Raw genomic sequence first — 26,855 nt, 5'->3', positions numbered from 1 at the left:
CGAAGGGGGCGGGCCGCCTCCTCAACCGTAGCGCCGTTCGAGCACCAGAGCCGACCTTCGGTGTCGTGCGACCTGGCACGGGTCCCCGAGTACGCTCTGTATTCGGCAAGAGCGGGCTTTCGCTATCCGCGGCATGTCCGGATGCTGCACTGGTTTGTAGGGATTCCCTGCTGTGTCATCGGCGGCGGTGACCGCTGGGCCGGCGTCATGGCGGCGGCTCAGCCCGACACCACCCTGCGGCGCGCCTCCGAACGGGGGTTTACCTGCTGTAGAGGGCGAGCCTTCGATCGGATACGCGACACCGCGCAGCCTGTCTGGCCTTTCCGCGCGTCTATCGGATGTGCGCCTGCACGGGGCGGGCCATGGCGGGCACCCGGAGTGCCCAAGGATTGGGGAACCGCATGCGAGTCAGGAAATCCACCCATCTGATCGGGGCGACACTGCTCACCGCCGGCACGGTCCTGTTTGGGGCGGGTCCGGCACAGGCCGCCGCGCCGGCCAACGACACCTTCGGCGGCTCGATCGCCATCGGCTCGGTGCCGTTCACCACGACGGCTGACACGAGCGGGGCGACCACCGACGCGGACGACGCCAACGCGAACGCGACCTGTGGCGCACCGGCCACCGACGCCAGCGTGTGGTACTCGACGACGCCGACGGCCGACGGCGCCCTTGTCGTGGACGTCTCCAAGTCGTCTTACACGGCCGGGGTGCTCGTCGTGACGGGCACCCCGGGGGCGTTCGAAATCGTGGCATGTGGACCGGGTGCCGTGGGCTTCCCGACGACCGCGGGCACCACCTACCACCTCCTGGTCATCGACGACCAGAGCGACGGCAGCGGCAACGGGGGATCGCTGGCGATGACAGTCGACGTGGCCCCGCCGCCGCCCACCATCGACGTCACGGTCGACCCCACCGCGGGCTTCAACTCGCGTACCGGCGCCGCGACGGTGCGCGGCACGATCAACTGCAGAGGCGTCGTCGACTTCGCGTTTCTCGACGTCGAGTTGCACCAGCGAGTGGGGCGCGGCGAGGTGGTCGGCTACGGCGGGATGGATGTGACCTGTGACGGCGCGGACCACCCCTGGTCGGTCGAGGTCTACCCGTTCTCAGGGACCAAGTTCACCGGCGGCAAGGGCGCGTCCGTGACATTCGCGGTCGCCTGCGGCCCGTTCGAGTGCGGCACCGACTACGAGGAGCACAGCGTGCAGCTCAGCCGCCGCGGCTGACGGAAAACGGGTTCCCCCTATTGCGTCACCCTTGACGCGAGACCGAATGTCGCTTGGGCTGCCCAGAACCGGGCAGCCCAAGCTCGTGTCCACACAACCCGGCGCGGAACACTCGCGGCAGGGCGGCCGCATCCAGCGATGGCTGCACCGGGCCTCATGGTGACCCGTCGCAATGACGATCCGGCAGGCCGCGATCTCGGCGAGCTCCCCGGCCACGACGCTTCCGCCGACAGGTTCTCGACGCTCTGCCAACGCTCGGTGGGCGGGATGTCTGTGGTGAGCCCGACCCTAGATCGGCCCTGGCCACGGCGGGCAGCGGGACGAGGACGGCCATGCCGCCCTTGCCGTGAACCCGTAGGACGCGGTGGCCGTGTTTCTCTCCGAGGTCGCTGATGTTGGCACCGCAGGCTTCGAAGATCCGCAACCCGAGCAGTCCGAGTCTTGCGTTACGTTGAGCACGTGCCTGTACCGAGGCTGATTCCCATCGCGCACGAGCCCGACTACCGCACGGGTACGATCGGCCGGTACGACGGCGGGTCGTTTCTCGCTTCGGCATACGGTCACCACGCATACGTACACCTCTTCGACCGAGATGGTGCGTACCGGCGGTCGACGATTGTGCGGGTTGAGGATCGGGGCGTGCTGGGTAGCGCGCTCGAAGAACTGCTCGCGGATCTGTCCGGCAAGGTGTATGGCGACATCGCAGTTCAGCTGTTCCAGACCCAACACGACGACGTCGTCTTTGGGCTGGTCGATGAGTCCGGCGACCGGGCAGGTGACGGTAGCCACGTCGACTGGGCGGAGCTGTATCCAGATCGCCTCGGTTTTCACGAGCCATGGGACGGGCTGTACGACACCTGAGCCGGTGACAACACGACGCGGACGTGCCTCCAACGACGGGCGGTCGTCGGGCCCCGGCGGGCATGACCCGGCACACCATCTACGTGTCCGAAGCCGCCGCCGGGGCGCTGGACGCTGCCGTCGATGGGCTGCATCGGGATCTTGGCGGGATGTTGCCCCGGCACCGGATTCTGGCCGAGATGCTCGCGGCCGCCGTCGCCGCGGCTCCGGCCGTGCGTCGGCAGCTGCGCGCCGAGATGCTCGCAACGCTCGCCGCCGATGAGGAGTCGAGCAGCCAGCGCTGATGTGGCTGAAGGGGGACGATCTGAGCGGTGGTGTGGAGCCTGGTCGACCAGCCCCACACCGCCGCTTGGCGCTGGTTGATGTAGCGACGGTCAGCCGCCGTCCTCGTCCTCGTCCTCGATGATCCCGGTCGAGCCGTACGGGCAGGATTTGCCAGGTTAGCGGCTGGCTGGGATCTTGCTCTTCTGCTGGTTATATCGACTGGGCCCTGACCACCCCGTGGCCAGGGCCCAGCGGCAGCTACGCCCGATTACGGGGAGGTGCTTTCCGCGAAGTCGTAGAGGCTTTTGATGTCGTTGTCGAAGTAGGGGCCGTCGAACTGGCCGTTGCCCGGGTTGTCGCCGTGGCTTACGACGCTGTTGATGTAGCCGAGGCCGTTGGTGTCGTTGTATTCCTGGAGCCAGGGTCCGCCGCTGGAGCCGTAGGTCATGTTGCACCACATGCGGATGACCTGGTCGTGGGCCCACCAGGTGCTGCTTTGGCAGTAGTACTGGATTTCGCCGCCGCCGAGGTTGGATGGGTAGCCGAGGGCGGTGACGTTGACGTTGTAGCCCCAGTTCCAGCGGAGACCTTGGCCGCCGACCACGTCAACGATCCGCTGGCCGAAGCCGTTGGTGTTCATGACGGCGATGCCCATGTCCTCGCTGAAGCTGCTGCTGTTGGCCCACGCGGTGCGGGTTGACAGCGACAAGGCGACCCACGTGCCGAACGGGCGTGCCCCACTGCGGTAGCGGGGGACGAACTGCCAGTTGCTGTACCAGGTGCCGCCAGCGCCTTGGTGCACGCAGTGCCCGGCGGTCATGACCAAGCGCCGCTTGCCACTGGAGACGGTGCTGGCCGAGCAGGAAGCCAGACCGCCGCCGGGGGTGGTGAAGTAAACCTTCCCGACGGCCTGCGACTCGTTGAGCAGAGTCCCCACCTCATCGGTGCCCGCGGTGGTCGGTGCCTTCGGGGCGATGGAACCCGACGGCCCGCTGGGCTTCGGCGCCGCACTCGGCGACGCGGACGCACCCGCGGGCCTCGCGAAGTCGAGATCGACGGCCGCCGCCATACGCTCCGGCGTCCAGAAAGCGGCGATCTCATTCGCGACGGCGGCGCTGGTAACCGCACGACCGTCGTGGGTACGAGCGACGGTGGTGGTGTTACCAAGCCGGTCACCTGCGGGCGGTTTCGCTTCAGCGGCGGACGCTCCGGCGAACACCAGTGTGAGCACCAGGCCGGAAACTGCCGGCCATTGCTTGGCTGGTTTCACGACGTTCTCCCTCCCTTGCCCGGGCGCGACACGCGAAGACAGTCGAGACATCTGCATGTGTCGAGCGATGAAGGGTGCTAAGACTCGCATGAAAATATGAATGAAAAGAGAAAATTCTTCCGGTTGCGCGGCATCCACTTAGTCCGCACTCGCCTGCGCTGCCGGATCCCGCATCGTGCAGCCCTTGCGCCGGCGCCGTCGATGCGGTGAGACCCTGGTGACTGGCGTCGGCGGGATCGAGACGACAACCGACACTGGCCAATCGGGGAGCGGCGAAGCATGACCTCTTCGGTGTTCTCTGGGAGGTCACACCAGGCCGCTCGCCCGCATCACCGCAGGTCAAAGCCCTCGTCCTCCCTGTCCCGCGTCGGTGAGCACTTCGAACGCGGTGACCACTTCGCCAACGTGCACCCAATCTGCTCCCACATGCAAGGCCGGGCCACCTAGAGGCTCCTTACGGCCCTGACCTGCGCATACTCCCTGCCAGGCAACATAGAGCACCGTCGACTGCAGCGAAAAATAGCTGAGCACTCCGGTGTGAAGCAGGACGCTCCGCGGGCTCTGACCTGGGAAAACGCAAGACCGCAGGTCGGGGTGGGTGCCGTTGAACGCCGTTCGGTGCCGTTGAGTGCAGTTCAACGCCGTTCAGTGCACCCGACTGCTCCCAAAGTGCTCCCCCGATCCCGGCCCCTCGTGGACCCAGACGGTCAGGCGGGACAGTCTGCGTTGCGCAGGGCCGTCCGCCCCGCGGCACGGAAGCGAGCAACCCGACGGTGGGTACGGAGGTGACGAGCGCACTCGCGGACGCCGCGCTTTATCAACGGCAGTTGAGAGCGCTGGCCGGAGGTGTCCGGTGTCGCAGTTGATCGACGTGCTCGGCGGGCTCCCGGAAGTCCTGCCGGTGTGCCAAATAGCAGCTATGGGAGCTGGCCTTCTGTTCATCGGTGCTCAGAGACGACGCGCCAGCGTGCTTCAAGCCGGTTGCCCAACTCGGCGAGGAAGGTCTCGCTCAGCGCTGGCCAGTTGTTGAACGAGACGGCCAGCTCGCCGACGTAGAAGGTCCACTCGCCAAATCTGTCCCCATGACCAAGCCAATCTCCGAGGAGGGCTCGGCTGCCACATTCAGGACAGGTCACATGTGTTCGAAGCCCAGCAGGCAGAAGCGCGTGGTAGCCCTTGCCGGCTGGGCTTCGTGGCGTCGCGATGGCCTAGCGAGCGGCGATGGGCGCGGCCGCCGGCTTCCGGTCGGCGTCACCCTCGGCATCGAACGGGGTGCGCAGACGGATCATCGCAGCCGGACTCACGTCGACGGCAGGTGTGTAGTCGAAGGGCGCATCTGCTGTCGAAGCTTCACGGAACGGACTTGAGTCATGCGCGGTTACATCAGTCAACAGCTGCTCCAAAGTTTGCGCGCCATGCGCGACTCACCCGCTCGCACATGCAAGCCGGGTGCGGAAGGTGAGCGGGGGTGGACCCGGCCGCTCGCCGGGCAGCGTCGGATCCGTTCTGCTCCGCCCGCCACACCCTAACCTAAACGACCATCGTGTACCGGTTGGGTCAAGGTGCGGGTAGGTCGTACACGGAGATCGACGTGCCAAGGGCACCATCTTCGAGACTCACATCTGCGTCGCCCATTGGAAGTGGCTACACCCGTAGCTCGCACGCCCAAACACGACGACCTTCCCCCGGTTCGTGCGCGGGCGCCGTCGGCCCGCGACCAGGCCGTCATGCTGCTGGTCCAGAGGCCTACCCAGGTCCGGTATCGGCGGTCGGAAAGGCGACCTTGTCGCGGTGGCGACCGCTCCCATCGATTGCCCCGCCTAGCGTTGAAGGGACCGAAGTGTCGGTCAGCGCCCCCGGCGGGCGCTGGCGCCTGGGAGAGTCCGATGCTGGAGAGCTTTCTGCCATCACGGGACGGCTTCGCATTCGTCAATGCGTGGCCGACGCAGCCGGCGGTCGTCCTGCCCACCCCATTGGGCCCCATCCGTCTCGGCGACGCCTCCGCCGGCCTGTGCGGGGGAATGGTCTTTTCGGCGTTGGACTACTGGCACGCCGGTTTGGCCACGCCTCCCGAGCGACCCGCGCCGGACGACCCGCTCTACGGTTTCCTCGTCCGTCGCCTGGTCGATTCCTGGCATGTGCCCGCCGGAATCGTCCAGTACTACCAGTGGATGAGCCTGCCCGACGGGGACCGCAGCTTCACGATGTTCGGCCGCCGCGTTCTCATCGAACGCGGCGTCTGCTGGCGCACGATCAAAGTCCAATGGCCACAGATCTCGACCGATCTCGATCGCGGCGTGCCGGTTCCGCTCGGAGTCGTCACAGTGGCCTCGACAGACCCCCGGGACTTGGCCCTCAACCACCAGGTATTGGCCTTCGGCTACAGCGTGACCGGGACCCGGATCAAGGTGCAGGTGTACGACCCCAACCGGGGCCGCCGCGACGACACCTTCATCAGCTTCGACACCGGCGCCCCCACAAAGCCGACGACGTTCGAACACAACCTGGGCATCGGTGAAACCCTGGTCCGTGGCTTCTTCCGCGCCGCCTACACACCGGACCACGTCCCCGGGCGATGACGGGCCCAGACGAAAGCCGCGCACGAGCACGAGCACGCCTGCGACGCGAGGACCCGGCCGCCACCGATCCGGTCACCTCGGCGATCCCGACCCGCCCCGTCCACCACAGCCCCTCAACCCTTCAGCCAAACCCCGGAAACACCTGAAAGCTCCGCCGCGCCGGGCTGTCTGGGTTCGCGATGGTGCGTCTTGTGCCAGCCCCGCATGCTGTCGCCGATCTCGACGCCCAGCAGTCACCACCCGCCCTCACCTTGTCCTGATCTTGCAATGAGCGTCACCGCCCGCGATGCTTCACCACGCCGGCCTCCGACGGCATACATGGCGAGCACCTCGCCCAGGTCCGCGTTAAAGACAACTTCGGGTGCGCCGAAGAGGTCACCAAGCAAGAAGCCCTGGCCAGGAGGCTGCTGGTGGGATTCGAGTCTCAACCCCCGGGATCTACACCGCCAGCAACACGGCCGGCCCCAGAGCCGTACGCCGATGCGGCAGACTCTCTTGAGTGGCGTCAGCGGGCTCCACGACGACAGCCGGCACCGGCCAGGCGGGGAGCGGCGAAGGCTGACCTCTTCGGTCTTCCCTGGGAGGTCACGCCGGCCCGCTCGCCCACATCGCCGCAGGTCAGCGCGCTGTCCCTTGCCCGGTCGCGGTGAGCACTTCGGATGCGGTGACCACTTCGCCAAGCTGCACCCAATCTGCTCCCAAATGCAAGGCCATGTAGTCTGGGAGCTCCTTACCGCCGCGACCTGCGGATACTCCCCTACCAGGCGGCATAGAGCGCCGTCGACGGCTTCTCAATACGGCTGAGCACTCCATGTGAAGCAGGACGCTGCACCGACCCTGACCTGGGAAAACGCAAGACCGCAGGTGGGGGCGTATGCGGTTGGGCGTCGTTCGGTGCCGTTGAGTGCAGTTCAACGCCGTTCAGTACATCCGCCTGCTCCCAACGCGCTCCCCCGATCCGGGCCCGACATGGACCCATACGGTCAGGCGGGGACAGTGTTCCTAACGTCGGCCATCTGCCCCGCGGCATGGAACGAGCGACCCGACGCTGGGTACGGACGGGTCCTCTCGCCGGGCGACGAGGGCACGCAGCAGCCGGGCGTCGTGCGGCCAGCGGTGGGCGTCGGGGTCATCGGCGTCATGCAGGTGAGCGGCGAGGTCCGGCAGGGTCAGACCGGGGAAGACCATGGCGCCGGCCAAGTCCATCCGCTGCCGCATAGATCACCCGTCGAGTATCAGCCGATCGGCACATCACGGCCAACCAGCGCTGGGGTAGGGGTTGAGGTCGGCCCACTGCGCCTGCGTCAGCAGTCCCCCATGCTCCAGCCCGTGCCATTGAGATCGATCTTCTGCTTTGGACTGTGCGGTTGTGGGCTGCGCTAAACCGGTCTAGCGTACGTAGACAAACCGGTTTAGCGGTTCACGCAACACTCTGGTTATTGCATCGTCGCCGAGGAGGCGTGGGTGGCACGACCAGGTCGACCGACGATCCGCGATGTCGCCCGCGCGGCCGGCGTGTCGAAAGGCGCGGTGTCGTTCGCGCTCAACGGTCGGCCGGGCGTGGCCGAGGAGACCCGGAACCGCATCCTCGAGGCCGCCCGGGCGCTCGGTTGGACGCCCAGCCACCGGGCCCGCGCCCTCTCCGCCTCCCGCGCGTTCGCGGTCGGCCTGGTGATCGCCCGTCCCCCCGAGTTGCTGGGCGCCGACCCGTTCTTCCCCGCCTTCATCGCCGGCGTTGAGCGCACCCTGTCCGACCGGGGACAGGCCCTGGTCCTGCAGATGGTGCCGGAATCGGACGAGGAGGCCAGCTATCGGCGCCTCGCGGCGGATGGACGGGTGGATGGGGTCTTCCTCCTCGACCTGCGGATAAGCGACGGGCGGATCGCCCTCCTCCAAGAGCTCCAGATGCCGGCCGTCACGATCGCTCGACCGGACGTGGCCAGCGGCTACCCTGCTCTACTGGTCGACGATCGCCCGGGAATCGCCGCCGCGGTGAACCATCTGGTCGAGCTCGGGCACCGTCGCATCGCTCACGTTGCCGGACCCCGCCACTTCCTGCATGGAACCGTCCGCCGGCTCGCCTGGGAGCGCGCGCTCACGGATGCCGGTCTGCCCACCGACATGGTGGTGGAGGCGGACTTCTCGGCGGCCGGTGGAGCTCAGGCCACGCGCGCGCTGCTCGACCAGGTCGACCGGCCGACCGCCGTCGTCTACGCCAACGATCTGATGGCCATCGCCGGACTGTCCGTCGCGCTGGAGTACGGCATCGATGTGCCCGGTCAGCTGTCGGTCACCGGGTTCGACAACACCGAACTGGCCGGGTACGTCACTCCGCCGCTCACCACCGTCCGCACCGACCCGTTCGGCTGGGGCCGAGCGGCCGCAGACGCCCTCCTCGACCTGATCGACGGCGGGCCCGGGGCCGACATCCCGGCGCCTCCCGCGCAGCTGGTCGTACGCAGCTCCACAGCGCCACCACCCCAGCCCGTCAGGCGGCGCCGCCAGACCGGCGTGCGGCCGTCACACCCGCCCGGATTGGAGAAGACATGAGACGCACCGTCCCCGCAGTCGTCCTGACCGTCACCCTCGCCGTCACCGCTGGTTGCGGCGACGGGGGCGGTGGCGGCGGTAACGCAGACAAGGCCAACGCCGCCAAGGGCCCGATCACCATCTGGCTCTCCAACAACAAGGAGGAGCTGGCCTGGGGCAACGCCATGGTCGAGGCGTGGAACGCGCAGCACGCCGACCAGAAGGTCACCGCACAGGAGCTCCCGGCCGGTAAGACGTCGGAGGAAGTGATCGGCGCCGCAATCACCGCCGGCAACGCACCGTGTCTGATCTTCAACACGGCCCCTGCGGCCGTACCCCAGTTTCAGAAGCAGGGTGGCCTGGTCGCGCTGGACTCCTTCGAGGGCGCCACTCAATACATCGCGGATCGCACCGGCGACACGGCCGACCAGTACAAGTCCCCGGACGGCAAGTTCTACCAGCTGCCCTGGAAGTCCAACCCCGTCATGATCTTCTACAACAAGCAGATCTTCGCGAAGGCCGGCCTCGACGCGGAAAAGCCAGCGCTGTCCACGTACGACGAGTTCCTCGCGGCCGCTCGAAAGATCAGGTCGTCGAAGGCCGCCCAGGCTGCGATCTGGCCCTCACCGGCCAGCGAGTTCTTCCAGCCCTGGTTCGACTTTTATCCGCTGTACGCCGCTGAGACCGATGGCAAGCAACTGGTGGAAAACGGCAAGGCCACGTTCAACTCGCCGGAGGGTCAGAAGGTCGCGGAGTTCTGGAAGACGCTGTACGACGAGGGTCTCGCGCCGAAGGAGGCGTACAACGGCGACGCGTTCGGCGACGCCAAGTCCGCCATGGCGATCGTCGGTCCGTGGGCGATCGCGGTCTACGGCAGCAAGGTCAAGTGGGGTGCCGTGCCGGTGCCGACCTCGGCCGGAAAGTCGGCCGACCAGATCAAGACCTTCAGCGATGCGAAGAACGTCGCCATGTACTCGGCCTGCAAGAACCGAGCTACCGCCTGGGAGGTGCTCAAGTTCGCCACGAGCAAGGAGCAGGACGGCGAGCTGCTGAACAAGACCGGCCAGATGCCGCTGCGCAAGGACCTGCCGACCGTCTACCCGGACTACTTCTCGAAGAACCCCGCCTACCAACAGTTTGCCGAGCAGGCGGCCCGCACCGTCGAGGTGCCGAACGTGCCGAATTCTGTGGCTATCTGGCAGGCGTTCCGGGACGCGTACTCGGAGTCGGTGATCTTCGGTAAGAAGCCGGTGCCCGATGCCTTCTCCGCCGCGTCGCAGAAGGTCGACCAGCTCGCGGCCGGTTCCTGATGTCCACCGCCCACGCCGGCGCCGCCACTCCGACCGGGCCCGCGGCCCGTACCGGCGGCACATCCTCCGCCGTGGGCGGCCCGCTCCGTGTCTCGCGGAACCGGGTGGCGGCCGTGCTCGGCCGCCACCCGGTGGGCATGGTCCTGGCCGCGCCGTACGCCGTATACATCGCCGTGGTGTTCGCCTACCCGCTCGGCTTTGCGGTCTGGATGAGCTTCCACGACTACTTCTTCGCCGCGCCCGGCGCCGTGGTCGACCGCCCGTTCGTCGGGCTGGCCAACTACCGTGCCGTGCTGACCGACCCGGCCGTTCGCCAGTCGTTCGGCAACATCCTGATTTTCCTGATTATCAACGTGCCGCTCACGGCCGCGCTGGCCCTGCTGCTGGCGGTCGCGCTGAACCGGGTCGTCCATGCTCGAGCGTTCCTCCGGGTCGCCTTCTACGTCCCGTACGTGACCGCCAGCGTCGCCGTCGTCGGCGTGTGGCTCTTCCTGTTCAACTCCAACGGACTGGTCAACACCCTGCTCGGCTCGTTGGCGCCCGAGCCGTCGTGGCTGGTCAACGAGAGCCTCGCCATGCCGGTCATCGCGGTGTTCGTGGTGTGGAAGCAGCTTGGCTTCTTCATCCTGCTCTACCTCGCCGCGCTGCAGAACGTGCCGAAGGAGCTGTACGAGTCGGCGGCGGTCGATGGTGCGTCACGGTGGCACCAGTTCCGGTCGGTGACCGTGCCTGCGGTCCGCCCGGCGACCGCGCTCGTGGTCATCCTGGCCACCATCACCGGCGCCAACCTGTTCACGGAGCCCTATCTGCTCACCGGAGGCGGTGGGCCGAACGGGGCGTCCGCCTCCCCGGTCCTGGTGATGTACCAGCGCGGCATCCAACAGGGCGAGCCGGACGTCGCCGCGGCCATCGGTGTGCTCTTGGTGATCGGGGTGCTGATCATCTCGGCCGTCAATCGCCGACTGATCGAGAGGGACTGACGTGACATCATCGACCGCCGAGCGGGGCGCTGGCATGCGATGGCCCAGGCTGCTCCGTTACGCCGTCATGTTCGCCGGCGCTCTCATGTTCCTGTTCCCCTTCTACTACATGCTGATCGGCTCCCTGCAGTCCGAACCCGACACCTCGGTAGGCGGAGTGTTCGCCACATCCGGGCTCACCCTGGGCAACTACCGGGACATCAACTCCCGGGTCGATCTGGTGCGCTCGCTGGTCAACTCCGGCATCTTCACCGGTGGGGTGATTCTCGGCACCGTGGTCTTCGGCGTGCTCGCCGGCTACGCGCTGGCCCGTCTGCATTTCCGGGGCCGGGGCACCTTGTTCGCCCTGGTGCTGTTGGTCCAGGTGATCCCGTTCCAACTGCTGCTCATTCCGCTCTACGTGCTGATCGTGCGCGGCTACGGGCTGGCCGACTCCTATCTCGGCATGATCCTTCCGTTCGCGATCAACACCACCGCCGTCTTCGTCTTCCGGCAGTTCTTCCTGCAACTACCCGACGACCTGTTCGCCGCCGCCCGCATTGACGGCGCCGGAGAACTCCGGGTCCTCTGGTCGGTCGCCCTCCCGCTGGTACGCCCGGCGCTGCTGACTGCCGTCCTGCTGACTTTCATCGGGCCGTGGAACGAGTTCCTCTGGCCGTTCCTGATAACCAAGGAGGCGCACATGCAGCCACTGGCGGTCTCCCTGGCCAACTACATCAGCAATGTGGCGTCGCGGGCCGCCAACCCGTACGGCGCCATCCTGGCGGGCGCCTGCGTCCTGGCCGCGCCGGCGGTCGGACTCTTCGTGGCCTTTCAGCGGCACTTCGTCTCCACCGACATCGGCTCCGGCGTGAAGGGCTGACATGCCACACCTCTCGACCACTGTCCCGTACACCTTGGTCCGGCTCGGCGTGGTGATGGCGCCCGATCCCGAAGAGCCGTTCGAAGCCGCGGGGGTACTCAATCCGGCGAGTGGGCGTACTCCCGACGGTCGGCTGCATCTGCTGCCCCGGCTGGTCGCCACCGGCAACGTGTCCCGGGTCGGGCTGGCCGAGGTCGAGTTGCGTGACGGCATACCGGTCGGGGTCCGCCGGCAGGGTGTCGTCCTGGCACCGGACGAGGGCTGGGAACGAGGCTTGCACAACGCCGGGGTGGAGGATCCGCGCACGACCTGGGTGCCCAGTCTGGGCAGGCATCTGATGACGTACGTCGCGTACGGCCCTCTCGGTCCCCGCCTGGCCCTAGCGGTCTCCACCGATCTACGTTCGTGGCAGCGGCTGGGGCCGGTGCAATTCGCCTACCAACCCGACCTGGACACGGACCTCAACCTGTTCCCCAACAAGGATGCCGTCTTCTTTCCGGAACCGGTGCCGGGCCCGGGCGGCCGGCCCTGCTACGCCCTGCTTCACCGGCCGATGTGGGACTTGGGCTGGTTCCGTCCGGGCGAGGGAGTGCACCTGCCGGCCGGAATCACCGATGAGCGGCCCGGCATCTGGATCTCCTACATTCCGGCCGACGAGGTGCACGCTGACCTCACGGCGCTGGCTCGCCCCCGCGATCATCGGTGCGTCGCACTGCCGCAGTTCCCCTTTGAAGCGCTGAAGATCGGAGCCGGTCCGCCACCGCTGCGGGTCCCGGAAGGCTGGTTGCTCATCCACCACGGAGTGACCGGGCACATCCCGCAGGGCTTCGACCCCGCAGCGCAACGTGTCGAGTACGGTGCCGGGGCGATGCTGCTCGACCCGGCCGACCCCGGTGGGGTGCTCGCCCGCACCGCCGAGCCGATCCTCTTGCCGGAGACCGAAGCCGAACGCACCGGCACGGTGCCCAATGTCGTCTTTCCCACCGCGATCGAGCAGGTCGACGGAGTGCATTTCGTCTTCTATGGAATGGCGGACACGACGATCGGCGTCGCCCGGCTGGAGCGCCGCCCATGAGCGACCTCGACCCGACGGGGCACCTGCCGTGACCGGGCCGACAGCTCTGCGCATCGGGGTCGTCGGGGCCGGCCGGTTCGCCGCGTTCGTCACCGGCGTCGTACATGACCTGCCCGACATTCGATTCACCGCCGTCGCCGACCCGGACGCCCAGCGGGCCACCCAGCTGGCCACCGCGCTGACGGCCCGGCCGCTGACCGACTGGCGGGACCTGATCGGCTCCGACGACGTGGACGCCGTGGTCATCGCCAGCCCGCCGGCGACCCACGCCGCGCTAGCCCTCGCTGCGCTGCGCGCCGGTCGACACGTATTCTGCGAGAAGCCGCTGGCCACCGACGAAGCCGCTGCCGCCGAGGTGCAAGCCGCGGTCACCGCCAGCGGGCGCGCTCTGGTCGTCGATCACGTGTTGCGCTACAACCCGATCCTTTGTGCGCTGGTGCGGCTGCGGGGGCACCTGCTCGGCCCGGTGCGGCGGCTGGCGTTCGAGAACGACGCGAGTGACGAGGACCTCGGCCCTGACCACTGGTTCTGGGACGAGAGGGTCAGCGGCGGCATCTTCGTCGAGCACGGCGTGCACTTCTTCGACGCGGCCATCGCACTGATCGGTGCACCGCCCGAGGCGGTCCAGGGCATGGTCGGGCGACGCCCAGGGACAGACCTCGTTGACCTCGCTGTGGCGACCACGCGGCACCCCGACGGCGCCTTGGCGACCTTCGCCCACGGCTTCAGCCATGCCCACCGCTGCGAGCGCCAGCTCATGCGAATCGACTTCGGCGTCGCCGAGGCGCGAATCAGCGGGTGGATTCCGGTGCACGCCGCACTCGACCTGTGGACCGACGACAGCGGCGCGGTGCTGGTCCAGGGCCTGCCGGCCCGGACCGGGGAACTGCTCGCCGTCGACGGTTACCGGCTCAACTCCCGCGCCACCATCGAGGTGACCGTGCACCGCAACGCCGGGCCGGAGGCGGCCCGGGAGCGGGGCCGCGAGCATCGGCTGCCGCACCACTGCCGGGTCACCATCGACCTCGGGGGCGAAGCCGCCAAACAGCAGGTCTACGCCGAGAGCGTGCGGGCCGCGATGGTCGACTTCGTTCGCTGCATCCGGACCGGAGAACGGCCCGCGGCCGGCGTCGCCGAGGGATCCGCGGCAGTGTCGGTCGCCGTCGCCGCTCGCCGCTCCGCCCGTGAGGACCGCACCGTTCACATCGGGGGCCAGGCAACGGAGGCGATCGCCTCCGCGGGACCGGTCTTCCCCCAGCCCACCAACCGTTTTGACCGAGGAGTCCGCCATGAACCGTCGCTCGCTGCTGCTGGGGAGCCTCGCCCTGACCACTCCCCTGCTGACGTCGGCACCAGCTGAGGCCGCCACCACCCACCCCCGGCAAGCCGGCGTCGCCGGATACGCCCCCGCGGAACCCCTGACCAACCTGGCTCACCTGGACTTCCTTCGCGACCGGGTCAGCCCGCCCACCCAGGAAGGACATACCACCTACCGGCTCGCCGAATCTCCCGAGATCGGGGTGCTCTGGACGTACGCCGAGCCGAATTCGGACGGGACCTTCCGCCGGGTGGGCGGTGGCCGGTATGACGCGGCCACCAACACGTGGGGCCAGGGCGCCTACAACGCCGACGACATTTCCCGCGCCGCCGTCGTATACCTGCGGCACTGGCGGCAGACCGGCGCCGCCGCCAGCCGCGACGCTTCCTACGCGCTGCTGCGCGGGCTGACATACCTGCAGACGGCGACCGGGCCGAACGCCGGCAACGACGTGCTGTGGATGCAGCCGGACGGGACGCTCAACCCCAGTGCGGAGCCGAAGGAACTGCCCGACCCGTCCGACAGCGGCCCCTCGTACTGGCTGGCGCGCACCGTCTGGGCCCTAGGCGAGGGGTACGCCGCCTGGCGCACCGCCGACCCGGAGTTCGCGTCGTTCCTGCGGCAACGGCTCGACCTCGCCATCGCCGCGCTGCAGCGCCAAGTGCTCGTCCGGTACGGCACCTGGCAGATGATCGACGGCGAACGGACACCAGCATGGCTTGTCGTGGACGGTGCGGACGCCACCGCGGAGGCCGTCCTCGGGTTGGCCGCGTACGTGGAGGCGGGCGGCACCACAGCTGCTCGGCACGCGTTGCGCCAGTTCGCCGAGGGCATCGCGGCTCTCTCCGACGGCGACGCCCGCGAGTGGCCGTTCGGCGCGGTACGCCCGTGGGCGCTGTCCCTGTCGATCTGGCATGGCTGGGCGTCGCAGATGCCCGCCGCGCTGGCGCGAGCGGGCCAGGTCCTCGGTGATCGTCGGCTGATCCGGCCGGCGGTCACGGACTCGGCCGTGTTCACTCCGTGGCTGCTCACCTCTGGTGGCCCGGACAACGGGCGGCTGCCCACCCGGGTGGACCGGTCGCAGATCGCCTACGGGGTGGACTCTCGGGTGCAGTCGCTGCTCGCCGTCGCCGACTCCACCGGCCGTGCCGGATTCCGTCACCTTGCCGGAATCACTGCCGCCTGGTATTTCGGTGCCAACGGGGCCGGCACAGCCACGTACGACCCTGCCACCGGGCGCACCGTCGACGGCATCGGCGGCGACGGAACGGTCAACCGCAACTCCGGCGCGGAGTCCACGATCCATGGCCTGCTCAGCATGCTGGCGCTGGACGCCCGACCAGACGTGGCCGCGCTCGCCAGGCAGGGCCACATCGTGGAGCGGATCGGCACGACGACGGTGGAGGCCGAGCAGGCCGTGCTCACTGGCGGCGCAACCGTGGTCACCCCGGACTCGGCGTGGACCGGAGAGTCGTCCTTCAGCGGCGGCAGTTACGTCGTGATGCCCACCGGCGCGAGCACCCACTGGCAGGTGCCCGCGGCCGCCCAGCCCCAGCTGGTGCTTCCCGTCGTCGATCTGCGGCCCGGCAGCCCGGCCGTCACCGAATGGTCGACCCCGACGCGTGGCGCCGGCCAAGCCCTGGGCAGGGTCCCACATGGACGGATCGGCGCCCAGGGCACCTCACCGGCGCCCGGGGCGCTGCTCCCCGTGGCGCTGACCGGATCCGGAGAGCTACCTTCCGGCGCTACCGAGCTGGTCGCCACCTCGACCGGCGGCGACGCCGTCGTGGACGCGGTCATGCTCGAACCGCTGGTCTCCCGGTACGTCATTGGGGGCGGCGGGCACACAACGGCAATGCTGCGCAGTGCCGCTCACGCGCCGCGGACCCTGACGGTCACCGTTCCCGGTTCGGGGGCCGCTGAGATCGAAACGTACGACGCAGCGGGCGTTCTGCGGCGCCGCGCCTACGCGCGGAGCACCACCGTGACGGCGGTGGTGCTGCCCGGCGGCTTCACCCTCGTACGAAGGTAGGGCGTCGGCCCGCGATCCACCAACTAGGTCCCTGGTACGGGTACGAGTAGGGCATGGTCGTCGACGTGGCGGTACCCGAGCCGTTCGTAGAGGGCCCGTGAACCTGGGGTGCAGTGCAGCCAGACCAGGTCTGAGTACCTGGCGGCGAGTTCTCCCGCGGCGATGGTCAGCGCGGTGCCGAGTCCCTTGCACTGCCGGGCGGGAAGCAGGGTGATGGCTCCCAGGTACGCGGTGTCGGCCATGAGCCTCACCCGCGCGCAGCCGACTGGTTCGCCGCCGACCCGCGCTACCAGGTGATGCATCCGTCCGGCGGCAAGGTGGGCGTCGGTGACCAGCGGTGCCAGTTCGGCTCCATAGGGGACGAGGAACTCGTCGCGGTCACGGGCCGGTCCGATGGCGGCCACCGATCGCGGGCGCGATGGAGGCTGACCTTGCAGGGCGAGTACGGGCATCAGGTCCCACCGCTGGAAGCCGGCGACCTGGTGCTCGTCCTCGGCACGGACCATGAGCGTCCACTGCGGTGATCTGGCGCGCAGCCAGGCGGCCACCTGAGTCACCTGGTCGGCGGTGGGCGGACCGGGCAACGCCAGGACGCGCCCGGTGGTGGCCCACGGGTAGGGCAGCGCGATGTGCTGACACGGCACGCCGGACACGACCGCCCAGTCGTCGCCGGCCGGGGTGAGATCGGCGGTATCGGCGTGGGCGGCCGAGATTCGCGCAGCAGCTTCACCCATCCGAACACCTCACCCCGAGTTAGCCAACGCAACAGCGCCCATGACGTTCCCTACGACGGCGGCATTGCCGCCTCACGTAGTTCGAGGCTCTTGCGGCGGGCGGGACGGGTTCTTTCCATGACGCGCACGGCGATCGCCGAACCTGCAATGCCCAAGATGAGCGCCGCGAGCGTGACGAGCGGTCGGCTCGGCAGTCCGAGCCACTCTCCGTGAAGGCCTTCCAACGCGACGAACAGCCAGCCGGCCAGGCTGGCCGGGTAGATGACCGTCGTCGGGAGCAGTTCGCTCACGACCCCGAAAATGTGCTGCGGGCGGTCTCTGAAGGCGCCCCGCAGGCCCATCGACCTCTCGAGCACCTGCCCCCGATGGATGAAGTGGGCGCACTTCTCCACGCCGTGCAGCTCGTAGAAGTACAGACTCAGTGCGTGTTTGAGAAGGTCGGGTGTGGACGGTGTGGCGGCGTGACGATGGCCGCCGGGGCGGGCAGGGTGTCTGGGTGTCGTCGCCTCGTCGTGGTTACCCGTCGGACCTGACCGATGCCCAGTGGGCGTTGATCGAAGGGTTGTTGCCGGAGCCCAGCACGGACGGGCGGCGGGAGAAGCACCCTCGTCGGGAGATCGTCAACGCGATCTTGTACGTGGTCCGCTCGGGGTGTCCGTGGCGGTACCTGCCGGCGGATCTGCCGCCGTGGCAGACGGTGTACTGGTATTTCGTGCGCTGGGAGGACGCCGGTGTGACCGAGAACCTGCTGGCCACGCTGCGGGTCAAGGCGCGGGTGCAGGACGGGCGGAATCCGGAGCCGTCGGCGGGGATCATCGACTCGCAGTCGGTCAAGGGCGCCGACACCGTCGGGCAGCAGACGCGTGGTTACGACGCGGGTAAGAAGGTCAACGGCAGGAAACGGTTCATCATCACCGATACCGCCGGGCTGTTGGTCACCGTGGCGGTGATGGCCGCGTCGTGGCAGGACCGCGACGGCGCGAAGACCGCCCTGCTCGGCGCTTATCTGGCCACCCCGATCCGGCACGTCTTCGCCGACCAGGGCTTCGCGGGCCGTCTCGTCGACTGGACCCGCGACACCTTGAAGATCACGCTGGAGATCGTGCGCAAGCCCGCTGACCAGCGGGGCTTCGCCGTGCACCCGCGCAGGTGGGTCGTGGAGCGGACCCTGGCATGGCTCACCGCCTGCCGCCGGCTGGCCCGCGACTACGAACGCCACCCTGAAATCTCCGAAGGCATCGTCAGGTGGGCCGCCATCGCCGGCATGACCCGCCGCATCACCCGCGGCCGACCAGCCCGACGGCAGGCAAAGCGCACCTTCATCTGGACCTGATCAAGCCCCTCTCAAACACGCTCTCAGGGTGGTGAGCATCCCGAACAGTCCGACGAAGAACGCGACGTGCGGCGGCACGTCCCGGATGCCGAGCAGCACCAAGAGGCCAGTCCCAGTGGCCAGTCCCAGTGGCCAGTGGTAGCAGTGCGAGCAGCCGGAGCCGGAGGTCGTCGATGGCCCGGTAGTTATCGCTGACCTGGGCGTATGCCGCGATTGGGGCTCCGAGGTCTCGGTCTGTCGGGTCGCCGTCCGGCGCTGACGCCGCAACGCCGCCGAGCGGTTCCCGATCCGGCACCGCCCGAATGGCCGACCGCCAGGGGCGACGACGGAGGCCTATCCGGCACTGCCGGAGGAAGGCAACCTCGTGATCGGTGAGGTCGGCGACGTACGGGCGACCGTAGATCGCCATGTCGACCTTCATTTGCGTACGCAGGAGCGATAGTTGCCGAATGGCGAGGCAACCGCGTTTCTGATCGCCGGACATCGTCTCGGGAAGCAGTTCCATCAGGCCGGTCGGGCGCAGCTGCGAGGTCCGACAGGTGAGGTTGTGTTTTGCCGTGAGAAAGATCTGGTGGGTGGCGGATTCCAGGAGCATGCCGTTGCCGTCGCGGTAGTACCAGTCCATCAAGCGTCGGTCTAACGCTTGCCGTTCGCCCAGCGTGAGCAGGCCGGCCATGCCATGCGACTCGACCCGGGAGGGCGCGGCTATGCCGGTGGCCTCCCAAAGCTGGGAGTGCGGCGGTGTCGGTGGGTTCGTCGATGGTGAATTACCAGTCAGCTGTCGGCGCCCCCTGCTTCATCCACCGCCAGAAGCCCCTGCCAGATGGGTCCACGCGAATCAGCTCTCGATCCTCCGGGCCTCGGCGGCGTGGAGACGGGCACGGTGCGCAGCGAATACCTCGTCGTTGCTGGCCAGGGCGGCACCGGGCACGGTCGGGGAGACGAACGTCGGCAGCACGACTCCGCGCGAGGCAAGCGCCGTCGCCGTACGGGTCACCAGTTCGTGGCTGACCACGCTGGCGATGACGGTGGAGGAGCCGCCGACCGGCCGGTCCCAGCCGTCCACCGTCATCAGTGCGTCCTCCACCGGAGCGCCGGTGTCGATCATCTCGTCGCAGACGTCCGCCAACCGCTTGCCCGACGAGTGCTCCGCGGGGCGAGAGAGCGACTCGGAGGAGGTGACCGCGACGGTGAAGATGCCTCGGTCGCCGGCGTACATGGCGGCTTCGATCCCGGCCGAGTTGCGACCGCCGTGGCTGTAGACGACAAGGACGTCGCCGGAGTTGAGGGGTTGGTGGTCGAGGAACTTGTCGATGTAATTCTCGGTGCGCTCCAGCCACAGGAGCTCCCGCACGCCGCCGGGACCGAGAACGTTGTGCCACATCAGCCGAGGGTCGGTCAGCGGGTGCAGGCCGGCGAAGCTGCCGTAGCGGGGGAAGGCGTCCAGCGTGGGAATGACGGAGTGGCCGGTGCCGAACAGGTGCACCAGCCCACCGGACTGCAGGGTGTCGGCGCAACGCTGCGCGACCCGGTCGAGCCTGTCGTGCTGGGTCTCGGCGAAACGGTCGAGCAGTTCGATCAGACGCCGGGTGTAGGTGGGCACGGTGGACCTCCAGGTGGTCGGGCCTACGGGTTACGTAGCGCGAGGCGGATGCGGTAGCGGTCGCCTCGCAGGACGCTGATGACGCGCTCGAACGCGCCTTGCTGGCTGTAGGTGACTCGTTCGGCGAAGAAGCCGCAGGTGCCGGGGGCGACCTCCAGCAGGGCCGCGTCAGGGCCCTCGATCACGCCGACGGTGAACGTTTCGATGGCCTCGGTCGGGGCTGCGCCGTACTCGGTACGCAGCAGGCCGTACAGGCTGCGGTCGCCGATCTCCATCCGCTCCAGGCCGGAAAACATCTCGGCAGGCAGGTAGGACTTCTGCAGGCCGATGGGCTTCCCGTCGCCGGTGCGTAGCCGGTGCACCAGCACGACCGCCTCCCCTTCGCTGATGTCCAACGCCAGTGCGGTCGGCTCGTCGGCCGGCACCAGGGCGACCTGGAGAACCTTGGCGCTGGCGATGAGGCCGAGCTGGGCGAGTTCGGTGGTGAAGGAGGTGACGTGTCGCGCGCCGGCGGTGAGTGCTGCATTCCGTACGAAGGTGCCGCGTCCCCGCTCGCGAACGAGCAGGCCCCGGTTGACCAACCGGCCCACGGCCTGCCGGATGGTGATGCGGCTGACCCGGTATGTCTCGCAGAGTTGCTCCTCGGCCGGGATCCGCTCCCCTGGGCGCCACTCGTCGGCGGTGATCCGCCGATGGAGGTCGTCCTCCACCTGCCTGTGCAGGGGCACCCCGCTCGACACGTCTGGCGGCCGGGCGGTCACGACCACACCCCGACCTCGCAGTCTGCGGCGAAGAGCGCGCCGAGCGCGCCGGCGTGGGCGCCGAGGCCCGCGGGCACGACGGCCACCGCCCGGGCGTCCGGACTGCCCGCGCGACGAACCGCCGCTCGCAGCGGCTCGGCGTATGCGTCGAACGCCTCGCACAGCCCGCCGGCGATGATGACCAAGTCGGGGTCGAGGATGGACGCGAGGGCAGCGATCCCGTTACCGAGAGCACCCGCCCAACCGTCCACCGCCGCCCGCGCGGCTGAATCACCCGAACAAGCAGACGCGATCAGATCGCGCCCCGCCAGGTTCGGGCCGGCGAGCCGGTCCAGCGCCGTGCCGGCAGCCGCGAGTTCCAGCGCCCCGTGGTCGGCGGTCGCCTCGATTCCCGCCGCAGGCAGCCAGCCGAATGCTCCGGCCGTACCGTGGGCGCCGCGGATGATCCGGCCGCCGCTCATGATCGCCCCGCCGACGCCGGTGCCGACCGAGACGAGAACCGCGTCTCGAGCTCCCTGCGCGACCCCTTCTCGCACCTCGGCAAGAAGCGCGAGTTGGGCGTCGTTGGCCAACGTCACGGGAGCACCGCCGAGCCGCGCGCCGAGGTCGGCCGCCAGCGGCCGGCCGTCCAACCAGGGCAGGGACGGTACCCACCTCGGTGCGGCGGGGCTCGTCGCGCCGGGAAGCCCCACCACGACAGCGTTCAGGAGACCGCGCGGCGCCATCCGGGTCACCGTTTCGAGCAGGTCGTCGTAACCGCCCGGGACAGCAGCCGTGGACACCAAGCCGCGTTCGGAGCAGACGCGGAGGGACGTGCCACCGACATCGACGCCGAGCGCGGTCATCGGACACCCGTCCGCGCGATGTTCTGGATGAAGACGCGCTGTGCCAGCAGGAAAACGATGATGGTCGGGAGGCTTGCCACGAGCGCCCCCGCCATCACCACCGACTGGTAGCGCACGCTCGACGCGTACGACAGCAGCTGCGACAAGGACAGCACCACGGGAAACTTCGTGTCGCTCTGCAGGATCGACAGCGGCCAGAGAAAGCTGTTCCAGTAGTAGACGAAGGCGAAGACCGCGAGCGTCACGACGGCTGGCTTCAAAAGCGGCAACACGACCCGTACCAGGATTCGCCACTCGGCCGCACCGTCCACGCGTGCGGCGTCGATGAGTTCATCGGGCACGTCGGCGCAGAACTGGCGCATGAGAAAGATGCCGAAGGGGTTGGCGAGCCACGGGAGCAACACGCCGAGGTACGAGTCGGCCAGGCCGAGCGAGGAGACCATCCAGTACAGCGGCACGAGGGTGACGATCGGCGGGAGGAACATCGTGCCCACGAGCACCCAGAAGAGTGTGTCCCGGCCCGGGAAGCGGTACTTCGCGAAGACGAAACCCGCGCCGATGCTGGTGATGAGCACCGACAGGGTCCCGACGCCGGCGATCAGCATGCTGTTGCCGAAGGCGCGTCCGAAGGGGACTGCCTCGAACACCGTGCGGTACGCGTCGAGGGTGGCGTCCCGTGGCCACCAGGACGGCGGTATCGCGCCCAGTTCCGCTGGCGACTTGAGGCTGGACAGCACCATCCAGTAGAGCGGGAACAGGGGGAAGACGGCAGCCACGACGAGTCCTGCCACCGTTGCGGCGCGTCCGAGCCGTCTCATCGGCGCCCCACCAGACGTCGCCCCTGGGAAAGCGCACCGGCCAGGATGGCAAGGACCAGCAGCAGGCTTATCGCCATCGCGCTGGCCTGCCCGGCGAGGCCGAACTGGAAGGCGGTGCGCTGGATGTCGAATGTCAGTACGTTCGTCGAGTTGGACGGGCCGCCCTGGGTCAGCAGGTAGACGGGGTCGAAGACCTGGACCGCGTTGATCACGGCGATCATCCCGACGAAGACGAGGGTGCGCTGCAGCAGCGGGATGGTGATGCTGGCGGTCTGGCGCAGTTGCCCCGCGCCGTCCACGCGGGCTGCCTCGTACACGTCGGCGGGGATCTGGGTGAGGCCGGCGACGAGGAGGATCGTGTAGTAGCCGAGCATCTGCCACACGTTGAACAGGGCGAGGGACAGCAGGGCGACGTCGGGATCGCTGATCCAGCCCACCGGCTGCATACCCAGCGCCGTCACGATCTGGTCGAGCGGACCATAACCCGGTGCGTAGAGGGCACCCCACACGAGCGCGACGGCGACGGTCGGGATCACGTACGTGCTGAAGAGGATCGCCCGCACGACGTTCCGCCCGCGCGCGGTCGGAAAGTAGAGCAGGAGGGACAGGAGGAACGCCAGCGGTAGCGTGCCACCCACGACCATCAGGCCGTAGAGAAACGTGCGCCACAGCGAGCCGCGAAAGTCGCCGCTCGTCCACAGCGATCGATAATTGTCCAGCCCTACCCAGGTCATGTCGCCCAGCGGCGAATACATCGACCACTCATGCAGGCTGATCCACACGGTGAGTCCGAGCGGCACGAGCACGAAGGCGCCGATCACGAGCAGTGCCGGCGAGAGGAATAGCGTCGCGGCGCCGCGATGCGCAGGAGCAGCGCGGCGCACCCCGGCGCCACGGTGCATCCGAGCACCGCGGCGCCGGGCCACCTGCAGCAGGGTCACCCGTTGGCCTTCTGCAACGCCGCTGCGGCTTCGTCCTGCGCGGCACGCATCGCGTCGGCCGGCGACGCCTTGCCGAACACGATGTCCTCGACGTGCTTCTGGATGACCTGTGACGCCTGCTCACCGCCGAGCACCGTGGGGAACGGGGTCGCGTTCGGCAACTGCTCGACGTACACCTTGAGGAACGGGTCGGAGAGCTGTGCCTCATGCGCCTTCAGGTCGCTGTTGCGGCTGGGGAGAATGCCCATCGACATCAGGATGTCGGCCATGGCCGACGAACCCGCCTTGCCCGACTCCGGACCGTTGAGCCACGCGAGGAAATCCCACGCCGCTTCCTGCTTCGCCTGCGTGGCCTTCGCGTCGACCACTGTCAACCAGGAGTAGGAGATGGCAGACGACTTCGAACCCGACGGCCCGACGGGGACCGGGGCGACGCCGACGTCGCTGTACTTGGCGCCCATGGACTGCTTGAGCGAACCCTGCCACCAGTTCGCCATAATGATCATGCCGGTCTTGCCGTTGACGAAGTTGTCCAGGTACGGCCCGGTCGTGTTCGCGTTGGCCTGACTCATCGCCGCAACCGTGGCCTTGCTGTCCACGAGCCGTTTGTAGAGCTCCGCGACCTCGGTCACCTTGGGATCGGTCAGCTTCGGGGTCGTGCCGTCGAGCAACTGGCCGCCGTTGGAGGCCACCAGAGACAGGAACGGGTGCACGACGCCCGCCGGCCAGCTCGTGATGACGCCGAGACCCTGCTGGCCCGCCTTCGCCAGCTTGGCGGACGCCGCCTCCAAGTCCGCCCAGTTTTTCGGCGGCGCGCTGATGCCAGCGTCGGCGAAGAGTTTCTTGTTGTAGTTCAGCGCGTACAGGTCCACCTCGTTGGGGTAGCCGTAGCGCTTGCCGTCCTTGGTGACGTCCTCGACTAGATTGGCCGGCCAGTTCGACTGCACGTCGCCGGCGTACTTCTCCGGCGCGGGCGCCGCGATCTTGTCGCGGACCAGTTCGGGCAACCACAGGTCATAGATGCTCGCGATCGTCGGGCCGTTGGGCGAGGCGCCCTGCGTACGCAAGGTGCTCAGCAGGTTCGCAAAGGGCACTGCCCGGACCTGCACATGGACCTTGTCATGTGTCTTCTCGTAGGACGCGGCCGCGTCCTCCAACATCTTGACCTGATCCGGGGACCAGTGGGTCAGGAACGTGATCGTCTGCTTATCGCCGCCCCCGCCCGAACCGCCGTCGCTGCCGCAGGCCGTGGCGCTGGCCGCGACGATAAGGGCCACCGCCGTCGCGGACACCGCCCGTAGCGTCCGGGAACCATTCAATGTCATCTCGCCTCCCGTTCCGAAGGCTCGCATCGATAGATTGGCAGGACGTTATAACAACTTTCGATGTTCGGGAATCCCCTGACTGCTCCCCTCTGTGCCCCGGTCCGGCAAGCGCTGCGCGACGCACGGGTAGACCCTCGTCCTGCCTCTGAGGGTCGGCTCGAGGTGCGTTCACAGTCGATGAACGTGCGGCGGGTGCCGTGACCGACACCGATCAGGCACCGCAGCGCTCGCCCGCAATCACCGCAGGTCAGAGCCCTCTGCTCCTGTCCGACCTCGGTGAGCACTTCGGCCGTAGTGACCACTTCCGCAAGTTGCCCCCCAATCTGCTCACAGATGCAAGGCCGGGCCATCCAGCAGCTCCTTACCGCCCTGACCTGCGCATACTCGCCGGCCAGGCGACATAGAACGGCATCGACCGATGACCAAAATGGCTGAGCGCTCCGTGTGAAGCAGGACGCCGCACCCACTCTGATGCGATGAAGGAGCGTGGCCTCCGGACGCCTGTTGTCCCCGTTGCCCCCGCAGGTCGCCGACCCGGACAAGGTAGCCCACCTCGACGTACGAAGACGCGATCGCCTCGGCGGCATCCTCCACGAGTACGAGCACGCTGCGTGACCTGCGCGGACGACGTTTTCGGCAAGGGCAGGGTCGACGAAGGTGGGCGCCCGGTACCGGAAGTGCTCGTCACGGGGGGCGATCGCGTAGTTGTCGGTCCGACGTTGATCCTGAAGGTTTCTCGTTGCCCTGGTACCACCGCCAGCACCCCGGTCCAGCGGGCCTCACTTTCGGCTCAGGCTCTCGCCCATGCTCAGGACTTTGCCGGGGTTGAGGATGTTGAGCGGGTCGAGCGCTTGCTTGATGGACCGGTGAGCGGCGAGCGCCACCTCCCCCAGCTCCGCCTCGAGCCAGAGGCGTTTGAGCAGTCCGACGCCGTGTTCCCCGGTGATGGTTCCGCCGAGGTCGAGACCGAGGCGCATGATCGCGCCGAACGCCTCCAGCGCCCGAGCCGTCATGTCTTCGTCGGCAGGATCGAAGACGACTGCGGGGTGCATGTTGCCGTCGCCAGCGTGGCCGGCACAGGTCACCAGGACGGAGTACTCGTGGCCGATCCGCGCCACGCCGCGCAACAGATCCGCGAGCCGGGGGCGCGGGACACAGACATCATCGACGAGGTCGGTGCCGACCGACTCGTGCGCGGGCCCGACCAGCCGGCGCGCCTCAATCAGAAGCTTTCCCTCGGCGGGATCGTCCGCGACGACGACCTCGTCCGCGCCCACCCGCCGGCAAACCTCCGCGAACGCATCGAGGTCTGCGGCGGCCCGATGCTCGTCGTCGGACTGGGCGATGAGGACCGCCTCGGTCCCCGGCGGAAACCCGAGCTCTCGGTACGCCGAGACGACCTCGATGGTCGGTCCGTCCATCAACTCGAGCAGCGATGGCCGTACGCCACTGCTCAGGTAGTCGTTGACCGCGGTGCATGCCGCTCCGATGTCGGTGAAGATCGCGGCCGCGGTCAACGGCGTGTTCGCCTTGGGCCTGAGGCTCATCGTCACCTCGGTGACCACTCCGAGCGTCCCCTCCGAGCCGACGAAGAGGTGGGTGAGGTCGTACCCCGCCACTCCCTTCGCGGTCGCCCGGCCGGTGTGCAGCACCGAGCCGTCCGCGAGGACGACTTCCAGGCCGCGTACCCAGTCACCGGTCACGCCGTACTTCACGCAGCACAGCCCGCCGGCGTTGGTGGCGACGTTGCCGCCGATCGTCGAGCTCTCCCAGGACGCCGGATCCGGCGGGTAGTAGAGGTCCCTCTCGGCGACCGCGGCCGAGAGCGCCGCGTTGACGACGCCGGGCTGCACCACGGCGATCTGCTCGGCCGAGTCGATGGCCAGGATCTGGTCCATCCGTTCGAGGCTGAGCAGCAGGCAACCGTCAATCGCGTTCGCGCCACCGGCCAGTCCGGTGCGCGCGCCCTGCGGCACGACCGGGACGCGGTGCTGCGAGGCCAGGCGCAGAACGGTGGACACCTCGGCGGTGGAGCGGACCCGCACCAATCCCGCCGCGGTGCCGACGGGACAGAAGCGGGCCGCGTCCGTCGAGTATGTGCGCACCACGTCCGGATCGGTCAGGACGGCCCCGGGTCCGAGTTCGGCCGCGAGTTGGGCGAGCACGGCTTGGACATCGCCCACGGG

At 68.4% G+C, this 26,855-nt stretch carries 23 protein-coding genes; 12 read left to right on the top strand and 11 right to left on the bottom strand.

Translation table 11 applies throughout. From position 1 onward, the window contains the following. Positions 1–401: 401 nt before the first annotated feature. The 3 genes from Q2K19_RS22570 (at position 402) to Q2K19_RS22560 (ending at position 2,374) form a co-directional block, all read left to right on the top strand. The gene (locus tag Q2K19_RS22570; RefSeq protein ID WP_302763500.1) at positions 402–1,229 is read left to right on the top strand and encodes a hypothetical protein; all 828 of its coding nucleotides are present in this window, start codon (positions 402–404) and stop codon (positions 1,227–1,229) included. 459 nt (positions 1,230–1,688) lie between these two features. Continuing rightward, positions 1,689–2,090, top strand: a complete 402-nt coding sequence (locus Q2K19_RS22565; protein WP_302763498.1) for a hypothetical protein — start codon at positions 1,689–1,691, stop codon at positions 2,088–2,090. A gap of 62 nt (positions 2,091–2,152) precedes the next feature. Beyond that, positions 2,153–2,374 carry a hypothetical protein gene (locus Q2K19_RS22560; RefSeq protein WP_302763496.1) on the top strand — a complete coding sequence of 74 codons (222 nt, stop codon included), beginning with the start codon at positions 2,153–2,155 and terminating at the stop codon, positions 2,372–2,374. A 248-nt stretch (positions 2,375–2,622) separates the two neighbouring features. On the opposite strand, the gene Q2K19_RS22555 is transcribed toward Q2K19_RS22560, so the two are convergent. Then, positions 2,623–3,675 carry a trypsin-like serine peptidase gene (locus tag Q2K19_RS22555; protein WP_446839790.1) on the bottom strand — a complete coding sequence of 351 codons (1,053 nt, stop codon included), beginning with the start codon at positions 3,673–3,675 and terminating at the stop codon, positions 2,623–2,625. 1,835 nt (positions 3,676–5,510) lie between these two features. Here Q2K19_RS22555 and Q2K19_RS22550 point away from each other — a divergent pair. From Q2K19_RS22550 to Q2K19_RS22515, 8 genes are all read left to right on the top strand, one after another. Next, entirely contained in the window at positions 5,511–6,203 is a 693-nt protein-coding gene (locus tag Q2K19_RS22550) for a hypothetical protein (RefSeq protein WP_302763494.1), read from the top strand. A 1,464-nt stretch (positions 6,204–7,667) separates the two neighbouring features. Then, a complete protein-coding gene (locus Q2K19_RS22545; RefSeq protein WP_302763493.1) occupies positions 7,668–8,753 on the top strand; it encodes a LacI family DNA-binding transcriptional regulator in 1,086 nt (361 codons plus the stop codon). After that, positions 8,750–10,042, top strand: coding sequence for an extracellular solute-binding protein (locus Q2K19_RS22540; protein WP_302763491.1), 1,293 nt, complete (start codon positions 8,750–8,752; stop codon positions 10,040–10,042). The genes Q2K19_RS22545 and Q2K19_RS22540 overlap by 4 nt, the downstream gene beginning before the upstream one ends. Next, complete coding sequence (locus Q2K19_RS22535) at positions 10,042–11,022, top strand: carbohydrate ABC transporter permease (protein WP_302763489.1); 981 nt, start codon at positions 10,042–10,044, stop codon at positions 11,020–11,022. The genes Q2K19_RS22540 and Q2K19_RS22535 overlap by 1 nt, the downstream gene beginning before the upstream one ends. Positions 11,023–11,056: 34 nt before the next feature. Further along, on the top strand, positions 11,057–11,884 hold the full coding sequence (locus tag Q2K19_RS22530) for a carbohydrate ABC transporter permease (RefSeq protein ID WP_302763488.1): 828 nt from the start codon (positions 11,057–11,059) through the stop codon (positions 11,882–11,884). Between the two features lie 34 nt (positions 11,885–11,918). Then, a complete protein-coding gene (locus Q2K19_RS22525; RefSeq protein ID WP_302763487.1) occupies positions 11,919–12,959 on the top strand; it encodes a glycoside hydrolase family 130 protein in 1,041 nt (346 codons plus the stop codon). A gap of 28 nt (positions 12,960–12,987) precedes the next feature. Then, the gene (locus Q2K19_RS22520; RefSeq protein ID WP_302763486.1) at positions 12,988–14,319 is read left to right on the top strand and encodes a Gfo/Idh/MocA family protein; all 1,332 of its coding nucleotides are present in this window, start codon (positions 12,988–12,990) and stop codon (positions 14,317–14,319) included. Then, positions 14,249–16,309 carry a hypothetical protein gene (locus Q2K19_RS22515; protein ID WP_302763485.1) on the top strand — a complete coding sequence of 687 codons (2,061 nt, stop codon included), beginning with the start codon at positions 14,249–14,251 and terminating at the stop codon, positions 16,307–16,309. Before Q2K19_RS22520 ends, Q2K19_RS22515 begins: the two co-directional genes overlap by 71 nt. Positions 16,310–16,332: 23 nt before the next feature. Here Q2K19_RS22515 and Q2K19_RS22510 read toward each other — a convergent pair whose 3' ends face one another. Both Q2K19_RS22510 and Q2K19_RS22505 read right to left on the bottom strand, forming a co-directional pair. Further along, entirely contained in the window at positions 16,333–17,043 is a 711-nt protein-coding gene (locus Q2K19_RS22510) for a GNAT family N-acetyltransferase (RefSeq protein WP_302763484.1), read from the bottom strand. Positions 17,044–17,093: 50 nt separating this feature from the next. Then, positions 17,094–17,333: a hypothetical protein gene (locus Q2K19_RS22505; RefSeq protein ID WP_302763483.1), complete on the bottom strand. Its 240-nt coding sequence runs from the start codon at positions 17,331–17,333 to the stop codon at positions 17,094–17,096. A gap of 206 nt (positions 17,334–17,539) precedes the next feature. On the opposite strand from Q2K19_RS22505, the gene Q2K19_RS22500 reads away from it, so the two are divergent. Beyond that, entirely contained in the window at positions 17,540–18,376 is an 837-nt protein-coding gene (locus tag Q2K19_RS22500) for an IS5 family transposase (RefSeq protein WP_302763482.1), read from the top strand. On the opposite strand, the gene Q2K19_RS22495 is transcribed toward Q2K19_RS22500, so the two are convergent. The 8 genes from Q2K19_RS22495 to Q2K19_RS22460 form a co-directional block, all read right to left on the bottom strand. Then, the gene (locus tag Q2K19_RS22495) at positions 18,363–19,052 is read right to left on the bottom strand and encodes a hypothetical protein (RefSeq protein ID WP_302763481.1); all 690 of its coding nucleotides are present in this window, start codon (positions 19,050–19,052) and stop codon (positions 18,363–18,365) included. The two genes, Q2K19_RS22500 and Q2K19_RS22495, sit on opposite strands and share 14 nt — an antisense overlap. Before the next feature lie 162 nt (positions 19,053–19,214). Then, complete coding sequence (locus Q2K19_RS22490; RefSeq protein WP_302763480.1) at positions 19,215–19,979, bottom strand: SIS domain-containing protein; 765 nt, start codon at positions 19,977–19,979, stop codon at positions 19,215–19,217. A gap of 23 nt (positions 19,980–20,002) precedes the next feature. After that, positions 20,003–20,740: a GntR family transcriptional regulator gene (locus Q2K19_RS22485; RefSeq protein WP_302763479.1), complete on the bottom strand. Its 738-nt coding sequence runs from the start codon at positions 20,738–20,740 to the stop codon at positions 20,003–20,005. Further along, positions 20,737–21,585, bottom strand: coding sequence for an ROK family protein (locus Q2K19_RS22480; protein WP_302763478.1), 849 nt, complete (start codon positions 21,583–21,585; stop codon positions 20,737–20,739). Before Q2K19_RS22480 ends, Q2K19_RS22485 begins: the two co-directional genes overlap by 4 nt. After that, positions 21,582–22,361, bottom strand: a complete 780-nt coding sequence (locus tag Q2K19_RS22475) for a carbohydrate ABC transporter permease (protein WP_302763477.1) — start codon at positions 22,359–22,361, stop codon at positions 21,582–21,584. Before Q2K19_RS22475 ends, Q2K19_RS22480 begins: the two co-directional genes overlap by 4 nt. Positions 22,362–22,399: 38 nt before the next feature. Further along, entirely contained in the window at positions 22,400–23,344 is a 945-nt protein-coding gene (locus Q2K19_RS22470; protein WP_302763475.1) for a carbohydrate ABC transporter permease, read from the bottom strand. Then, positions 23,341–24,636 (bottom strand): extracellular solute-binding protein, encoded by a 1,296-nt coding sequence (locus Q2K19_RS22465; protein ID WP_302763474.1) that lies wholly within the window; start codon positions 24,634–24,636, stop codon positions 23,341–23,343. Before Q2K19_RS22465 ends, Q2K19_RS22470 begins: the two co-directional genes overlap by 4 nt. Before the next feature lie 812 nt (positions 24,637–25,448). Continuing rightward, on the bottom strand, positions 25,449–26,852 hold the full coding sequence (locus tag Q2K19_RS22460) for an FAD-binding oxidoreductase (RefSeq protein ID WP_302763473.1): 1,404 nt from the start codon (positions 26,850–26,852) through the stop codon (positions 25,449–25,451). Between the last annotated feature and the right edge of the window lie 3 nt (positions 26,853–26,855).

Origin of the sequence: Micromonospora sp. NBRC 110009, from assembly GCF_030518795.1 — a bacterium.
Classification (GTDB): Bacteria; Actinomycetota; Actinomycetes; order Mycobacteriales; family Micromonosporaceae; genus Micromonospora.
The sequence above is the reverse complement of the archived record's forward strand: the minus strand, read 5'-3'. Positions and strand labels throughout refer to the sequence as shown.